Here is a 16,205-nt window from a genome sequence, read left to right as displayed (position 1 = left end):
GCGGCCGCCAGCCGCTATTCGATATGCAAACGTAAGCTGGCTGGGTCAGAGGGGCTGATACAGGGCTGACGCCCTGTTGAATCCGCCTGCGCTATAGCCGTCTTGGCGCGTTCGGGGCCTCGGGCTCGTCGCCGAGGGCCAGCTTGAGCGCGATGGCGACGACGACCACCCAGCGCAGCTCATGCCAGTTCATGGCGATGCTCTCGGTCATCATGGTGATGATGTAGGAGGTCATCATCGGCAGGACCAGCCATCCCGCCGGGCTGGTATAGGCCGCCCAGAAGGACTGAGCCCAGATCTGCAGCAGGAAGAGGGCGAACAGGATGACGCCGCCCAGCCCCAGGGCGATGTAGAGCTCCAGCCAGCCGCTGTGGGCGTCGGCGGGAATGAAGTGGGCCTGATAGCCGATCCACGCCTTGGGGCCGGTGAAGCTGGGGTCGTCCCACACCGCGCCATAGCCGAAGCCGCGCCACGGATGCTCGGACATCTGCTGCATGATGCCGGACCAGATCTCCGTCCGGCCGGTCAGGGTGGCGTCCTTGCCCAGGAGGGCGAAGAACGTGTCCGTCTCCGTCGCCATCAGCAGACCCGCCCCGATCACCACCACGACCGCCAGCCAGGTGGCGATGACGGCGCGCAGCGGGCCGGACTTCACGATCGCCACGAAGCCCATGGCGGCCATCGACAGGAACAGCACCACTAGGGCGGTTTTCGATGTCGACAGGAAGATGAGCAGGACAGGCAGCAGCGCCAGGCCGAACCAGAGCTTGCGTCGTTCCGGCGCCATCATGCCCGCGGCGATCATGAAAACGGTCGACTTCACCATGACGTTGCCGAGCGAGTTCTTTTCCAGCCACAGGCCGCGCCAGGCGCCGGGGAACAGTTCCTGCATCCGGCCCATGTCGGGCAGCAACAGGCCCAACAGGAAGGAAATCACCGCCAGCACCGCCAGCGTCCCGGCGATGATCTCGGTCAGGCTTTTCCAGCTCCAGCGCGACGCCAGCGCCACCCCGGCCAGAGTGGTGAAGACCAGAGCCGGAATGCGCCGCGCCGTCAGGTCCGGCATGATCGACCAGAAATAGGTCGCCGCCGTGAGCAGCAGCAGGGCGATCAGCAGCGGCGAGCGTAGCATCCCCTTCAACGCACGGCCGGGGCGCATGCAGACCAGCACCAGGGCCAGCAGATAGGCCGGATAGTAGAAGTTGCGCAGAAAGTCGGCCGAGCGCGCGCCATAGCCCGTCAGCGGGGCGCTCCAGAAGCCGACATAGGTCAGGACCAGTCCGATCGAGGCGATGACCGCCACGATGTCGGCCAGAGGGGCGGCGCGCGCCAGGGGCAGCGCCGGGCGCTTCGCCGCCAAGGGCGGGATCACCTGTTCGTCTGCGCCCGCCTCCCTGAACATGGTGACGTCAGATCAGCGCGTCCGCCGACAGACCCTGCTTCCATTCCTTGAAGCTGACCGTCAGGGGCGGGGTGAAGTCGGGGCGGGCCAGTTCGACGATCAGGGGGCCGATCTCCGAAGGATGAGGCAGGGTTTCGGGATCTTCGCCCGGAAAGGCCTGGGCGCGCAACTGGGTTCGCATCCGGCCCGGATCGACGATGCAGGCGCGAACCGGGGTGCTCTCGATCTCGTCCGCCCAGCATTTGACCAGGGCCTCGGCGCCCGCCTTGGTCGCGGCGTACATGCCCCAGAAGGCGCGCGGGTGGCTGGCGACGCTGGTGGTCAGGTGGATGGCGCGACCCGCGTCCGAAGCGCGCAGCAGAGGCTCCAGCGAGCGGATCAGGCGATAGACGCCGGTGAAGTTGATCTTCTCGACCTTGGCGAACTCGCGCGGCTCGGCGTGGGCGACCGGAGTCAGGCCCGACGGGCCCATGGTGGCGGCGGCCTGAACCCAGATGTCCAGTTTGCCGAACCGCTCGAACAGGGCGCCGCCGAGACGGTCGATGGCGCCGCCATCCACCAGGTCGAAGGGGACCAGGCTGGCGTGCTGGCCGGTAGCGGCGAAGATCTCGTCGTCCAACTCCTCAAGCGCGCCCTGGGTGCGGGCGGCGGCGATGACGTGGGCGCCGGCCTTGGCCAGGGCGAGGGCGGCCTCGCGGCCGATGCCGCGCGAGGCGCCGACGACCAGGGCGACGCGATTGGCGAGGGGGAGGGAAGCGTTCTCGGACATGGCCCGCTGATAGCGCGGCAGGCCGTCCGGCGAAAGGCTCAGTAACCCGGCGCGGGCTGCCACAGGCTGAAGCTGACGCCTTGGTCGTCGCTGACGACCGCGGACAGGCCGGACGGGCTTTCGGCCGGCACGGCGGCGCGGCCGCCCAGTTCGACCACCCGGGCGCAGGCCGCCTCTATGTCGTCGACGCGGAAATAGAGGTTGGGGAAGGCCTTGTGCTCGCCCTTGGTGAGGCCGAACGGCGGGGTCCCCTCCGCCACATGGGCGTAGGTCGGGCTGGACGAGGCGTCGTCGAAGCGCCAGCCGAACAGGCCCGCATAGAAGGCGCGGGCCTTGTCGACGTCAGGCGTGTCGAGCGTGAAGTAGCCGAGCTGGATCATCCAGCCTTAAGCGGTCACCAGCAGAGAAAGTTGCTTCCCGCGCGGATCGCGGCCGCCTTCCTCGATCTCACGGTCCAGCAGGCGGGTCGGATAGTCGCCGGTGAAGTAGTGGTCGGTGAACTGCGGGTTGGCGGGATCGCGCGGCCCGGCGCCGAGGGCGTCGTACAGGCCGTCGATGGACAGGAAACCGAGGGAATCGACCTCCAGCACCGCGCGCATCTCTTCCATGCTGTGGGTGGCGGCCATCAGTTGCGACCGCTCGGGCATGTCGATGCCATAGAAGTCGGGATAGAGGATCTGAGGGCTGGCGGAGCGCAGGTGCACCTCCTTGGCGCCCGCCGCGCGCACGGCGCGGACCAGCTTCAGCGAGGTGGTGCCGCGCACGATGGAATCGTCGATCAGCACGACGCGCTTGCCTTCCAGGGCGGCGCGGTTGGGGCTGTGCTTCATCCGCACGCCCTTCTGACGGGCGCCCTGGCTGGGCTGGATGAAGGTGCGGCCCAGATAGTGGCTGCGTATGATGCCCATCTCATAGGGCAGGCCGCTTTCCTGAGCGTAGCCGAGGGCGGCGGGAACGCCGGAATCGGGCACCGGCACCACCACGTCGGCCTCGACCACGTGTTCGCGCGCCAGACGACGGCCCATCTCCTTGCGGACCTCATAGACGGCGCGGCCGTTCACGACCGAGTCGGGGCGGGCGAAATAGACGTATTCGAACAGGCAGGGACGGGCGGCGCGGGCGGCGAAGGGCTTGATCGAGGTCAGGCCGTCATCGTCGATGACCACGACCTCGCCGTGCTCGACATCGCGTACGAAGGTGGCGCCGATCAGGTCCAGCGCGCAGGTTTCGGACGCCAGCACCCAGGCCTCGCCGACCTTGCCCAGCACCAGCGGGCGGATGCCCAGCGGGTCGCGCGCGCCGATCAGCTTCAGCCGCGTCTGAGCGATCAGGGCGTAACCGCCCTCGATGCGGCTGAGGGCGTCGATGAAGCGGTCGACAATCTTGGCCTTCCGGCTGCGGGCGATCAGGTGGAGGATGGCCTCGGAGTCCGAGGTCGACTGGAAGATCGCGCCTTCCTGCACAAGTTGCGCGTGCAAGTATTTGAAATTGGTCAGGTTGCCATTGTGAGCGATGGCGATGCCGCCCTGGTCCAGGTCGGCGAACATCGGCTGGATGTTGCGCAGGAAGCTGCCGCCTGCGGTCGAGTAACGAGTGTGGCCGATGGCGGCCGTGCCGGGCAGGCGCTTGCTCAGCTCGGCGTTGCCGAAGGCTTCGCCAACCAGACCCTGATGCCGCTCGGTATAGAAGAGTTCGTCGTGGACGCTGGCGATGCCGCAGGCTTCCTGGCCGCGATGCTGCAGGGCGTGCAGGCCCAGGGCGACGATGGACGAGGCTTCGTTTTTCGGCGCCCCCCAGACCCCGCAGACGCCGCATTCCAGACGAAGCTGGTCGTCCTCCGGCTCACGCCAATGCTCACGGTGAACGACGGGTTCGGCGATATGGTGGCGCATCGTCAGGCTCCGATGACCGGGGGAAGATAACTCAATGGGCGGCGACGCGCACGTAGTCTGCGAATGCGTCGGGGGCAAGGCTTAAGGGGTGGAAAACCCTTCGCGGACGGAAGAACCGACCACGGGGGTGAGGGCGTCGGCGCCCTTTCCGAGGGTAGGCAAAACGATCTGGATGGCGCGCGCGGCGCCTTCGCTGACGGGGGCGGTCGCGGCCTCGGACAGCCAGCGCGGCGGATTGTCCTGCATGGCGCCCATGATGATCAGGTGCACGGCGCCGATCAGTCCCAGGGCGCGAACCAGACCGACGCCTAGGCCCAGCGTCTGGTCCAGCACGCCCAGCGCATGGCCGCGCGCGCCTTGAGAAATGGCTGAACCGATTAAGCGCAGGCCGAAATAGAGGAGGACGAAGACCAGACCCACGGCCAGCACAGATCCGGCCCAGTCGGGATCGACCAGAGAACGTCCGACCGGCGCCGTCCACGGCAGGGTGATCAGCGCCAGCAGCGCCGCCAGCAGGAAGCTGAACAGAGACGTGATCTCGCGCATGCCGCCGCGGAACCATCCGGCGGCGCCCGAGGCCAGCAGGGCCAGGATCACGAAGACGTCGTAGCCGGTCACGCGCGCTGTGGGCCTCAAGGAGGATGGGGAACGCGCCTTAGTAGCGGTTCTGGGAGATTCGCTCGACCGCATCGGTCAGGCGGGTGACGACGGTCAGGGCGACATCGCCCTTCTTCACCTTGCCGTTGGCTTGTGGCGGGGCGAGGGCGCGCTCGAAGCCCAGCTTCTGGGCTTCGCGCAGGCGGGCCTCGGCGCGGCCGACGGCGCGAACCTCGCCGGACAGGCCGATCTCGCCGAAGACGACGCAGCCCTGCGGCAGGGGCATGTCGAGGGCGGAGGAGATCAGGGCGGCGGCGGCGGCCAGATCGGCGGCGGGTTCGTTGATCCGCATCCCCCCCGCGACGTTCAGATAGACGTCCTTGTCGCCGAACCCGAGGCCGCAGCGCGCCTCCAGCACCGCCAGCAGCATGGCCAGGCGGCCGGAGTCCCAGCCGACGACGGCGCGTCTTGGCGTGCCGTATGCAGAAGGGGCGACAAGGGCCTGTATTTCCACCAGAACAGGGCGCGACCCCTCGATGCCGGCGAAGACGGCGGCGCCGGGCGCCCGGTCCTTGCCTTCGCCCAGAAACAGGGCCGAGGGGTTGGGCACTTCGCGCAGGCCGGCGTCGCCCATCTCGAACACGCCGATCTCGTCGGTGGCGCCGAAACGGTTCTTGCCCGCGCGCAGGATGCGGAACGGATAGCCGCGCTCGCCCTCGAAGCTGAGCACGGCGTCGACCATGTGCTCGACCACGCGCGGCCCGGCGATCTGGCCGTCCTTGGTGACGTGGCCGACCAGGACGATGGCCGGGCCGCCGTTCTTGGCCAGCCGCACCAGTTCGGCGGCGCAGGCGCGCACCTGGGTGATGGAGCCGGGACCGGCGTCGTGCGCGTCGCTCCACAGCGTCTGGATGGAATCGATGATGACGATGTCGAACGGATCGCGCTTCAGCGTCGTCAGGATGTCGCGCAGCGCCGTGGCGGAGGCCAGCGACACCTCGGCGTCGGCCACGCCCATGCGCTTGGCGCGGGCGCGGATCTGCTCGATCGCTTCTTCGCCCGAGATATAGGCGACCTTGGCGCCGTTGCGGGCGGCCTTGGCCGTGACTTCCAGCAGCAGGGTCGACTTGCCGACGCCCGGGTCGCCGCCCAGCAGGATGGCCGAGCCGGGCACCACGCCGCCGCCGCAGACGCGGTCGAACTCGGTCACGCCGGTGACGATGCGCGGCGGCTCAGGCGTGTCGGATTGCAACGTCTCGAACTGCACCCCGCGCCCGCGCGCGGTCGAGGCGGGCTTCATGGCGCCCGGCGGGGCGGCCTTGGTTTCCTCGACCAGCGCATTCCACTCGCCGCAGGCCGAGCATTGCCCCGCCCATTTGGAATGAACCGCCCCGCAGGATTTGCAGACGAAGAGAAGAGAGTCGCGCGCCATGTGTCAGACCTAGCAGATCAGACGGGCGAGGGCAGGCGGGTTGGACCACGCTGCGTCCCAATTTGTCATAGGGCGACGGCGGGGTTGCGCTGGCGTCCACAGGGCCGTCATTCTGCCATGATACGGCCGTGATCCGACTCAACGCCTGGAAGGCAAATCGAATGACCCTGGAAAATCCCCCCGCCGTCGATCCGTCGCTTGTCGCGCGGGTCAAATACATCCTGACCCGGCCGAAGTTCGAATGGCCGGTGATCGACGCTGAGAGCGCCACCATCAAGGGGCTGTTCACGAACTACGCCGTCGTCCTGGCGGCTATTCCGGCGGTGGCGACCGTGGTGGGCCAGATCGCCTTCGGTCATCGCGGTCTGGTCGGACCGCTGCTGGCGGGTGCGCTCAGCTATGTGCTGAGCCTGATCAGCGTCTACATTCTGGGCATGATCATCGACGCGCTGGCGCCGACCTTCGGCGGGACCAAGAACCCGGTGAAGGCGATGCAGGTCGCTGTCTATTCCATGACGCCTATGTGGGTGGCGGGCGTGCTGAACATCATCCCGACGCTGGGCTGGCTAGCCTTGCTGATCGGCCTTTACGGCTTCTACCTGATGTATCTGGGCCTGCCGGTGCTGATGAAGACGACGGCCGAAAAGGCGCTGGGCTACACCATCGTCGTGGTCGTGGCGGCCATCATCCTGTGGGCGATCGTCTGGTCGCTGGTCGCGGCGGTGATCGCCAGCTTCGCCATCGTCGGCCTGGGCGCCGCCGCTTTCGCGCTGAGCTGAGTCAGAGAGAGGGCTGGGGCGGTGCGCCTCAGCCCTTGTAGACGCGAGGCACTCGCGGGGTGATCGAGGTCAGCAACTCATAGCTGATGGTCCCGGCCGCCGCAGCCGCGTCGTCGATCAGGCGGTTGGCGCCGTAGATCTCGACCGGATCGCCCGCCGTGACGTCCAGGCCGGTCACGTCGACGGCCAGCACGTCCATCGACACCCGGCCGATGATCGGCCGCATCTCGCCCGCGATGAAGACCTGTCCCCTGGGGCTGTAGGACCGCAGCACGCCGTCGGCGTAGCCGGCGCCGCAGGTCGCCACGCGCATGGGCCTTTCCGCCTTGTAGCCCTGCGAATAGCCGACCGTTTCGCCTGCCGGCACGTCGCGCACCTGCACCGCCTGGGCGATCAGGCTGGCGACGGGGGCGATCTTCTCATGCGGTCGGCCTTCCGGCCCGCCGCCGTACAGGCAGATGCCCGGCCGCACCACGTCGAAGGCGAAGTCCGGGCCCAGGAAGCAGCCCCCCGAGTTGGCGAAGGAGCGCGTCACGCCGGGATAGCGCTGGACCGCCGCGGCGAAGGCGTCGCGCTGGGCGCGGTTCAGCGGGTTAGACGGTTCGTCGGCGCAGGCCAGGTGGGTCATCACCAGTTCGAGGCCCTCGAACGGTTCAGGCGCGTCCTCGACGCGGAAGCCCAGCCGGTTCATGCCGGTGTCCAGTTGCAGGGCGCAGGCGCCGCCGCCCGCCGCCTGCCAGGTCTGAAGCTGGGTCGGGTGGTTGATGACGGGCCGCAGGTTCGAGGCCTTGAGCATGGCGGCCCCATCGCCGTGGCAACCGTCCAGAATGTAGATGATCGGCTCGGGCCCGATGGCCTCGCGCAGACGCACGCCCTCGGCCGCGCGGGCGACGAAGAAGGTGCGCGCGCCCTCGGCCATCAGTCGACGCGCCACGGCGGCGGCGCCCAAGCCGTAGCCGTCGGCCTTCACGACCGGATTGACGGGACGGCCGGTCACGGTTTCAAGCGTGCGATAGTTGCGGGCGAGCGCGTCCAGATCGACGTTGAGGACGGCGGGAGCAAGGGCGGGGGAGGTCATGAAAAGGGTTATAGGCCGCTGCTCAGGCGGCGCTACCGGGTTTTGCTTCAAGGCTTCCACATCGTCATCCTCGGGCTTGACCCGAGGATCGGGCTGTCCGCCTGCGCGACATTGGAAAAGGCCGAGCGCGCCCTGCGCTCGATCCTCGGGTCAAGCCCGAGGATGACGGAGATTGGGGGGGCGAGATGGCGCGCGTAGGGGCGAGGGGCGACGCCTCGCCCTACTCCGGGATATCCGCATAGGCGCCGCCGTAGCGGCCGTCGTGGGCCAGGTTGCCGAAGCGGGTGGTGTTGGAATCGAACGCCAGCTTGACGATGCCGATGGGGCCGTGACGTTGCTTGCCGATGACCACCTCGGCCTGGTGCTGCAGGCGGTCCATGTCTTCCTGCCACTTCAGGTGTTCTTCGGTGCCTTCGCGCGGCTCGGCGCGGCCCAGGTAGTAGCTTTCGCGATAGACGAACATGACGCAGTCGGCGTCCTGCTCGATCGAGCCCGATTCCCGCAGGTCGGACAGTTGCGGCCGCTTGTCCTCGCGCTGCTCGACCTGACGCGATAGCTGCGACAGGGCGATGATGGGGACGTTCAGCTCCTTGGCCAGCGCCTTCAGGCCGCCGGTGATCTCGGAGACTTCCTGCACCCGGTTTTTCTGGCTGTTGTCGCCGGTGGTGACGAGCTGGAGGTAGTCGACCACGATCAGGTCCAGACCGTTTTCCATCCGCTTCAGCCGGCGCGCGCGCGCCGCCAGCTTGGAGATGGACAGGCCGCCGGTGGCGTCGATGTAGAGCGGGCTTTCGCCGATCTCGATGGCGGCGTCGCGAATCTTGCCGAAGTCCGAGGCGTCGATCTCGCCCTTACGCAGCTTGTCCGAGGACACGCCCGACGCATCGGCCAGGATACGCATGGCCAGCTGTTCGGCGCTCATTTCCAGCGAGTAGAAGGCGACGACGCCGCCGTCGACGGTCTTGCGCCCGCCGTCCGGCGTCGGCTCCCAGCGATAGTTGCGGGCGACGTTGAAGGCGATGTTGGTCGCCAGCGCCGTCTTACCCATCGACGGACGGCCCGCGAGGATCAGAAGGTCGGAGGGGTGCAGGCCGCCCAGCTTCTGGTCCAGATCGTCCAGACGGGTGGCCAGGCCCGCCAGCTTGCCCTCGCGCTGATAGGCCTCGCCCGCCATTTCGACGGCGCCCGACAGCGCCTGCGAGAAGGACACGAAGCCCGACGACGGCTTGCCCGTCTCGGCCAGGGAATACAGCGTCTGTTCGGCCTGTTCGATTTGTTCGTCGGCGGGCGTCTCGGGGTTGGGCGCCTCCTTGATGATCTCGCCGCCGATGCGGATCAGCTCGCGGCGCAAAGCCAGATCATAGACGACGCGGGCGTAGTCGGGGGCGTTGGCCGCGGGCGGGGCACGGTCCACCAGGTCGGCGAGATAGCGCAGACCGCCGAACTCCTGAAAAGCCGGGTCCTGCTTGAACCGCTCCATCAGGATGGTCGGCTCGGCCAGCAGGCCCTGCCGGATATGGTCCTCGATCGCGTCGAACAGGCGCTGGTGGAAGGGCTCGTAGAAATGGCTGCCGCGCAGTCGGTCCGACAGGCGCTCGAACACGGCGTTGTCGAACATCAGCGAGCCCAGCAGGGCCTGTTCCGCCTCCAGGTTGTGGGGCATGGACGACACCTGCACGGGGTCGTGGGCGGAATCATAGGGCAGGGGGGCGAACGCGTTCATCGACATCATCAATAGCCATAGGCGCGCCCTGCGTCAGACACGGGCGCGGTCGTGGTCGTGGACAGTCGCCTGCGCCTGTGGACGGGCGCGGAAAACCGCTGTCGGATCAGTGAGGGGTCGTCAGTTGCGGCAGGGGTAGCGCTCGACCATCCAGTCGCGCACGGCCTGGGTCACGGTGACGCGACGCCGCGTCTCGGGCATGGTCTCGAAGCGGGCGACGAGCGTCTCAGGCGTGATGCCGGTGCCGGAGGCGGGGATGCAGTGGGCCGGGCGGCGCCCCGCCGAGACGGCCGAGGCCTGCTCGGCCTTCACCGTGCTGACGGCGCCGGTGACTTCGCGGATCAGCCGACGGGTGTCCGGCCGCATCATGGCCACGGCGCGGTTGCGCGGGATGTTCTGGCCGATGGTCAGAAACTGCTGGACCGTCATGTCGGACGACTGGGCCTGGGCCGTGGGAGCGGTGGCGAACAGCGCCGCCGAAGCCAGGGGCGCGGCGATGAGGGCGGGAACGAAACGCGACATGGGGCGATAAATGCGCTCGCCGACGCCGCCGTGCAAGTGCGGGCGCCTGTCAGGCCGGGCAGGGATAACGTTCGCCCATCCATTCGCGGACGGCCTGATTGACGCTGATGTTGCGCCGCTGGGCGGGGATGGCGTTGAAGCGGGCCAGGATCTGCTCTGCCGACAGGCTGATCTTGCCTTCGGGGATGCAGGTCGCGGGGCGACGGCCGGCGGCCCTGGCGGCGGCCTGATCATCGCGCACGGCCTTGAAGGCCCCGCCTATCTCATTCATCAGCCGCCGCGTGTCCGACCGCAGCAGGGCGGTCGGATTGCGCGGGATACGGTTGGCCGAGGTCAGGAACTCCTGAACCGACATGGCGGCGGCGGCTCCCGGCAGGGCGGACAGAGCCAGGGCGGCGACGACGGCGAATGCAGCGGCTTTCATGGCTTTCCTCTCGAGAGACGATGAAGCCTAACGTGCCGCTTGCGGCGGAACCATGCCCGTCGAACGCCGTCGTGCATTAAGTTTTTGTCAGGCGCGGCGGCGGCGATGCACGCCGCGCCCGACGAGACAGGCAGGCTCAAAGGCTGGAGGGGAAGCCTTCGGGCGCGCGCTGTGCAGCGATCACCACTTCACCGCCAGTCGCCCGTAAACGAAGCGGCCGTTGAAGCCGTACGGCGAGAAGTTGGAGAAGGGGAAGGCGCTGGTGGTATTGTTCTCCCGCAGGCTCTGGCGCGGATACTGGTCCAGGATGTTGTCGGCGCCGACCGAAACGGTGACGCGATCATTGAAGCGGTAGCGGGCCTCGACATCGGCCACCAGGGCGTCGCCCAGTTGCAGGTCGGTGGCTTCGGTCGCGCCGGCGGCCAGAACGTCGCCATAGCCGGTCAGGCGGAAGGTGCCGCCCAGACGTTGCGCCTCCCAGTCGGTCTGGAAGACGACCTTCCACGGCGGCGTGCCTTCTTCGAAACGGGTGACCGCCTGACGCCCGAACAGGGAGGTCGGCGTCGGCAGGACGCCCGTCTGCGTCATCGGCGTCTTGGTCACCTTGAAGTCGTTGACGTTGCCCGCCAGCGTGAAGTCCAGGCGGTGGCCGACCGAGGTTTCGGCGCGATAACGGGCCACGACATCCAGGCCGGTCGTCTCGGTGTCGACCCCGTTGATGAAGAAGCGCGCCGCCGTGGCGCCATAGGGGGCCAACAGGTCGAAGATGGTCTTGGCGTTGCTCCCCGGCGCAGCGGTGTTGCTGCCGGTCAGGGTCTCGGACAGGATGATCCGGTCGTCGATGTCGATGCGGTAGGCGTCGGCCGTCAGCTCGAACGGGCCGTTGCGCACGACGAAGCCCAGCGAATAGTTGACCGAGGTTTCGGCCTCCAGCGCCGTGCCGCCCAGCGCCAGACCCACGTCGCTGACAGAGGGATAGGTGCCGGTCTCATAGGGGACGTTGTTGATGTAGAGGACGGCGGTCTGGGTGTAATACTGCTGTTGCAGGCTGGGCGCGCGGAAGCCTGTCGACAGGGCGCCCCGGATGGCGAAGTGCGGGTTGAAGTCGTAGCGGCCGGCGATCTTGCCCGAGACGTTGTCGCCGAAGTCCGAATAGTTCTCGTAACGCAGGGCGCCGGACAGGGTCAGGTTTTCGACGACCTCGCCTTCCAGATCCAGATAGACGCCGACGTTGCTGCGGTCCTCGTCGATTTCATTGCTGGGCGTGAAGCCGGTGAAGCCGCGCGAGCCCCAGCTCAGGGCCGTGCCGCCGGCCGTCAGGACCGGGCCGCGGGCATAGGAGGCTTCTTCGCCCGCGCCGATCTTGTAGGTTTCGCGGCGCGCTTCCAGACCGACAGCGACGTTCAGCGGACCGGCCCAGCCCAGATCGAACTGGCGCGCGGCGTCGGCGCCGAACACCAGTTGGCCGTATTCCAGCGAACCGGCGTCGAACGAGGTCTGGCCGTTGATCCCATAAGTCGGGTTCATGGTGTTTTCGGCGCCGAACTCGATCTTGTTCGAGCCGTAGCCCAGGTTGACGTCGATGGCCCAGCCCCCCGCTTCGCCGCGCAGGCCGCCTGCGGCGGTCCAGTCGGTGGTGTCGGTCAGGATGTAGGGCAGGTAGCCGTTCGGATATTTGCGCCCGGAGCCGTAGTCCGGGTTCTGGGCGTTGTCGGTGGGGGTGCGGTAGAAGGCGGCCGCCGAGGCGTCGCGCTGTTGATACCCGGCCCAGCCGTAGGCCTCCCAGCCATTGCCCAGCGGCAGGCCTGCATTCAGATAGGCCGAGAGATCCTCGACCGCCGCGTCGCCCTGGCCGCCGGTGACGCGACCCAGCGTGGGGTTGATGTCGGAGCGGTTCGTGCTGTCGCGGTCGCGGTATTCCACCGAGGCGGTCAGGAAGCCGTCCTGACCCAGGCCGAAGCCCTGCCAGGCCGAGACGGTGACGGTGTCGCCGTCGCGGATGTCCCCTTCGCGGCCATAGAAGCCGGTGAAGTCGGTGACATAGGAGCCGTAGGTCACGCTGGCGCCGCCGCCTTCGCGGGCCTCGCGCAGGCGCAGGTTGATGACCCCGGCGATGGCGTCCGAGCCGTATTGGGCCGCAGCGCCGTCGCGCAGGACCTCGATCCGCTCGACAGCCGTGGACGGAATGGCGTTGAGATCGACGGCGGACGAGCCGCGCCCGACCGAGCCGTTCAGGTTGACCAGGGCGGTCTGGTGACGACGCAGGCCGTTGACCAGGACCAGGGTCTGGTCGGGACCCTGACCGCGCAGGGTGGCCGGGCGGATGGAGTCCGTGCCGTCGGTCGCCGACGGGCGGGGGAAGTTCAGGGCCGGAACCGTCGCCGCCAACTGGGCCGCCAGTTCGGTGGTGCCGCGCTGTTCCAGCGCCTCGGCGGTGACGACATCGACAGGCGCGACCGTGTCCAGGCGGGAGCGGTTGGCGACGCGGGTGCCGGTGACCACGATGTCGTCCACCGAGGTGGCGCTGCCGGGCGCGTTCTGGGCCTGTGCGGCGCCCGCGCCGGCGACCAGAAGGACGGCGCCGGACGCGGCGGCCAAAAGGGCGGGGCGACGGAACGAGGCGATGGGCATGGGAGAGATCAGCTTTTCTGGTTGGACGCGGGGAATGCGCCGCATACTGAAAGCGCGACGGTCCAAGCCTGCGTCGGTAAGACTAACGAGAAGTTTCCGGGGGGCGAAATCAGTCACATCGGCGACAGGGAGCGACCTGCGAACGCGGCTCCCGGGTCGGGCGGGGCTGGACTGAAGGCATGGCGGCTCCGGCGCGTCGAATGTGGCGAGGCGCGGCGATACTGCGGCGCGAAGACGGCGTCGGGTATCGAGATTACTTCACGGCTTAGTTAGAAAAGCTAAAGGTAGGCGGCGGCCTCGTCCTGTCGGCAGGGCAGGGCCCGGGCAAAGAAAAAGGGGCGCTTCCTTGCGGAAGCGCCCCTGGATCATCTCGCCGAAGCGACAGGATCAGGCTTCGTCGCCGAAGCCTTCCTGTTGGCCGGCGCCGCCTTCCAGCAGCTCCTGAGCGGCCTGATCAGCAGCTTGACGCTCGTCGTCGAACTGGCTGCGGATCACGTCCTCGCCCTTGGCCTGACGCTCGGCTTCGTCGGCCGAACGGGCGATGTTGATCTTGACGGTGGCCGAGACCTCGGGGTGCAGGCGGACCAGCACCTCGTGGACGCCCAGCGTCTTGATCGCCGTGTTCAGCACGACCTGCGAACGCTCGACCTTGCCGCCTTCGGCGCGAACGGCCTCAGCGACGTCCCGGCCGGCGACCGAGCCGTACAGCTGGCCGGTTTCGCCAGCCTGACGGATCATGACGTAGCTCTGACCGTCGATCTTGTCGGCGATCTTCTGAGCGTCGGCCTTGTTCTTCTCGTTGCGCTGCTCGATGGCGACGCGCTCGATTTCGAAGGCCTTCAGGTTGGCTTCGGTGGCGCGACGAGCCTTGTCGCGCGGCAGAAGGTAGTTACGGGCGAAGCCGTCCTTGACGGTGACGACGTCGCCGATGGCGCCGAGGTTCTCGACGCGTTCCAGCAGAACGACCTTCATCTTACTTCACCACGTACGGCAGGAGGGCCAGGTAGCGGGCGCGCTTGATGGCCTTGGCCAGTTCGCGTTGCTTCTTGGCGGAAACGGCGGTGATGCGCGAGGGCACGATCTTGCCGCGTTCGGAGACGTAACGCTGCAGCAGCTTCACGTCCTTGTAGTCGATCTTCGGCGCGTTGGCGCCCGAGAACGGGCACACCTTGCGGCGACGATAGAAGGGGCGACGGGCCGGGCCGGAGCCGGCCGGAGCGCCCGGGATGGGGGCAGTCGTATCGGTCATGATCCGGTTCCTTATTCCGAAGCCGCGGCGTCTTCGCCGCGCGGGGCGCTGCGGTCACGCTCGCGTTCGCGGCGAGCCAGCAGGGGCGACAGCTCCAGGTCGAGTTCCTCGACGCGGATGGTCAGCCAGCGCAGCACGTCTTCGTTGATCGACAGCTGGCGCTCGACTTCGGCCATGGCGGCCGGCGGGCAGTCGACGGCCATCAGCGAATAGTGAGCCTTGCGGTTCTTCTTGACCCGGTAGGTCAGGTTGCGCAGACCCCAGTACTCGATCTTGGCGACGGAACCGCCGCCTTCTTCGATCAGAGCCTTGATGGTGTCGTTCAGCGCTTCGGCCTGTTGCGCCGAGATATCCTGGCGCGTCATGACCGTGTGCTCGTAAAGAGCCATGCGGTATTCTCCCTTGGCGGACATCGGCGCGAGCGAACCGGGGAGTTCGTCCACGATGGCTCCTGATGCGGCGGACGGGAGTTTCCCGGCCCTTTGACGTTCCGCAGCAGGACCGAAGCCCTGGAAAGGGCGCGCCTATACGGGAAAACCTGTGAAAGGGCAAGGCGCGGGCGCGGCGAGCGGCGCGTCCGTCCGCCCTTCTTCTTGCCGTAGGGGAGGGATTCGCCTACCCCTCGCGGCTTGATTCAACGGATGACGGACGATCCCGGATGAGCCTCGCGCTTCTCTTTCCCGGTCAGGGCAGCCAGTCGGTGGGCATGGGCGTCGCCCTGTCGGAGGCCTTCGCCAGCGCGCGCGAGGTCTTCGCCGAGGTGGACGACGCCCTGAACCAGAAGCTGTTCGAGCTGATGCGCGAAGGGCCGGACGATCAGCTGACCCTGACCGAGAACGCCCAGCCGGCCCTGATGGCCGTGTCGGTCGCTACGGCGCGGGTGCTGAAGGTCGAGTTCGGCGTCGACGTGGCGCGCGCCGCCTTTGTCGCCGGTCACTCGCTGGGCGAATATTCGGCCCTGGCGGCGGCGGGCGCGATCAGCCTGTCGGACACCGCCCGCCTGCTGAAGCTGCGCGGTCAGGCCATGCAGCGCGCCGTGCCGGTGGGCAAGGGCGCGATGGCTTCGCTGATCGGCCCCAAGACCGATCTGGCGTTGGCTGAAGAGGCCGCCAAGGCCGGTTCGGCGGCGGGCGTCTGCGTCGTCGCCAACGACAACAACAAGGGCAATGTCGTCATCTCGGGCGACAAGGCCGCTGTCGATCTGGCCATCGAGAAAGCCAAGGAGCTGGGCGCGCGCGCCATTCCGCTGAACGTCTCGGCGCCCTTCCACTGCCCGCTGATGCAGCCCGCCGCCGACGAGATGGCCGCCGCTCTGGCCGACGCGAAGATCGTGGCGCCCGTCGTGCCGGTGGTCGCCAACGTCACCGCTCGCCCGGAAACCGACGCCGAGGTCATCCGCCGCCTGCTGGTCGAGCAGGTCACGGGCCGCGTACGCTGGCGCGAGAGCATGGAGTGGATGGCGACTGAAGGCGGCGTGACCCGCTTCGTCGAGGTCGGCTCGGGCAAGGTGCTGACCGGCATGGCCAAGCGCATCGCCCCCAACGCCGAGGCCCTGGCGCTGAACACGGCCGAAGAGCTGGAAGCCTTCGCGAAATCCATCTGAAGCCGCTCATCCCCGCGGAGGCGGGGACCCAGTTCTTTGGGAACGAGATGCGGCGCTTGAAGCTAAAGCCTAGGTCCCCGCCTCCGCGGGGATGAGCGGAGATT

The 16,205-nt window shown here is 67.9% G+C and carries 16 protein-coding genes; 2 read left to right on the top strand and 14 right to left on the bottom strand.

Annotated features, from left to right (window positions below; all coding sequences use genetic code 11):
- Positions 1 to 91: 91 nt before the first annotated feature.
- From DA69_RS06880 to radA, 6 genes are all read right to left on the bottom strand, one after another.
- On the bottom strand, positions 92 to 1,402 hold the full coding sequence (locus tag DA69_RS06880) for an O-antigen ligase family protein (RefSeq protein ID WP_025976693.1): 1,311 nt from the start codon (positions 1,400 to 1,402) through the stop codon (positions 92 to 94).
- A gap of 7 nt (positions 1,403 to 1,409) precedes the next feature.
- A complete protein-coding gene (locus DA69_RS06875) occupies positions 1,410 to 2,171 on the bottom strand; it encodes an SDR family NAD(P)-dependent oxidoreductase (protein ID WP_025976694.1) in 762 nt (253 codons plus the stop codon).
- A 38-nt stretch (positions 2,172 to 2,209) separates the two neighbouring features.
- On the bottom strand, positions 2,210 to 2,551 hold the full coding sequence (locus tag DA69_RS06870; RefSeq protein ID WP_025976695.1) for a VOC family protein: 342 nt from the start codon (positions 2,549 to 2,551) through the stop codon (positions 2,210 to 2,212).
- A gap of 6 nt (positions 2,552 to 2,557) precedes the next feature.
- The gene (gene purF / locus DA69_RS06865) at positions 2,558 to 4,063 is read right to left on the bottom strand and encodes an amidophosphoribosyltransferase (RefSeq protein WP_025976696.1); all 1,506 of its coding nucleotides are present in this window, start codon (positions 4,061 to 4,063) and stop codon (positions 2,558 to 2,560) included.
- Positions 4,064 to 4,144: 81 nt separating this feature from the next.
- A complete protein-coding gene (locus DA69_RS06860) occupies positions 4,145 to 4,681 on the bottom strand; it encodes a CvpA family protein (RefSeq protein WP_025976697.1) in 537 nt (178 codons plus the stop codon).
- Between the two features lie 37 nt (positions 4,682 to 4,718).
- Positions 4,719 to 6,092, bottom strand: a complete 1,374-nt coding sequence (gene radA, locus DA69_RS06855) for a DNA repair protein RadA (protein ID WP_025976698.1) — start codon at positions 6,090 to 6,092, stop codon at positions 4,719 to 4,721.
- Between the two features lie 161 nt (positions 6,093 to 6,253).
- Between radA and DA69_RS06850 the strand changes: the two genes are divergently transcribed.
- Positions 6,254 to 6,871, top strand: a complete 618-nt coding sequence (locus tag DA69_RS06850) for a Yip1 family protein (RefSeq protein WP_025976699.1) — start codon at positions 6,254 to 6,256, stop codon at positions 6,869 to 6,871.
- Between the two features lie 28 nt (positions 6,872 to 6,899).
- Here DA69_RS06850 and alr read toward each other — a convergent pair whose 3' ends face one another.
- From alr to rpsF, 8 genes are all read right to left on the bottom strand, one after another.
- The gene (gene alr / locus DA69_RS06845) at positions 6,900 to 7,949 is read right to left on the bottom strand and encodes an alanine racemase (RefSeq protein WP_025976700.1); all 1,050 of its coding nucleotides are present in this window, start codon (positions 7,947 to 7,949) and stop codon (positions 6,900 to 6,902) included.
- Between the two features lie 220 nt (positions 7,950 to 8,169).
- On the bottom strand, positions 8,170 to 9,672 hold the full coding sequence (locus DA69_RS06840) for a replicative DNA helicase (protein ID WP_025976701.1): 1,503 nt from the start codon (positions 9,670 to 9,672) through the stop codon (positions 8,170 to 8,172).
- Between the two features lie 120 nt (positions 9,673 to 9,792).
- Complete coding sequence (locus DA69_RS06835) at positions 9,793 to 10,194, bottom strand: hypothetical protein (RefSeq protein ID WP_025976702.1); 402 nt, start codon at positions 10,192 to 10,194, stop codon at positions 9,793 to 9,795.
- A gap of 49 nt (positions 10,195 to 10,243) precedes the next feature.
- Positions 10,244 to 10,618 carry a hypothetical protein gene (locus DA69_RS06830; protein ID WP_025976703.1) on the bottom strand — a complete coding sequence of 125 codons (375 nt, stop codon included), beginning with the start codon at positions 10,616 to 10,618 and terminating at the stop codon, positions 10,244 to 10,246.
- A 180-nt stretch (positions 10,619 to 10,798) separates the two neighbouring features.
- Complete coding sequence (locus tag DA69_RS06825; RefSeq protein ID WP_025976704.1) at positions 10,799 to 13,249, bottom strand: TonB-dependent receptor plug domain-containing protein; 2,451 nt, start codon at positions 13,247 to 13,249, stop codon at positions 10,799 to 10,801.
- A 387-nt stretch (positions 13,250 to 13,636) separates the two neighbouring features.
- Positions 13,637 to 14,221: a 50S ribosomal protein L9 gene (rplI, locus tag DA69_RS06820; protein ID WP_025976705.1), complete on the bottom strand. Its 585-nt coding sequence runs from the start codon at positions 14,219 to 14,221 to the stop codon at positions 13,637 to 13,639.
- A 1-nt stretch (position 14,222) separates the two neighbouring features.
- On the bottom strand, positions 14,223 to 14,498 hold the full coding sequence (gene rpsR, locus DA69_RS06815) for a 30S ribosomal protein S18 (protein WP_003167100.1): 276 nt from the start codon (positions 14,496 to 14,498) through the stop codon (positions 14,223 to 14,225).
- Positions 14,499 to 14,509: 11 nt separating this feature from the next.
- Positions 14,510 to 14,887 (bottom strand): 30S ribosomal protein S6, encoded by a 378-nt coding sequence (gene rpsF / locus DA69_RS06810; RefSeq protein ID WP_024353035.1) that lies wholly within the window; start codon positions 14,885 to 14,887, stop codon positions 14,510 to 14,512.
- A 269-nt stretch (positions 14,888 to 15,156) separates the two neighbouring features.
- On the opposite strand from rpsF, the gene fabD reads away from it, so the two are divergent.
- Positions 15,157 to 16,101, top strand: a complete 945-nt coding sequence (gene fabD / locus DA69_RS06805) for an ACP S-malonyltransferase (protein ID WP_025976706.1) — start codon at positions 15,157 to 15,159, stop codon at positions 16,099 to 16,101.
- Positions 16,102 to 16,205 lie beyond the last annotated feature (104 nt).

The organism is Brevundimonas naejangsanensis (assembly GCF_000635915.2).
GTDB classification, from domain to species: domain Bacteria; phylum Pseudomonadota; class Alphaproteobacteria; order Caulobacterales; family Caulobacteraceae; genus Brevundimonas; species Brevundimonas sanguinis.
Note: the sequence above shows the minus strand (reverse complement) of the source record. Positions and strands in the feature narration are given on the sequence as shown.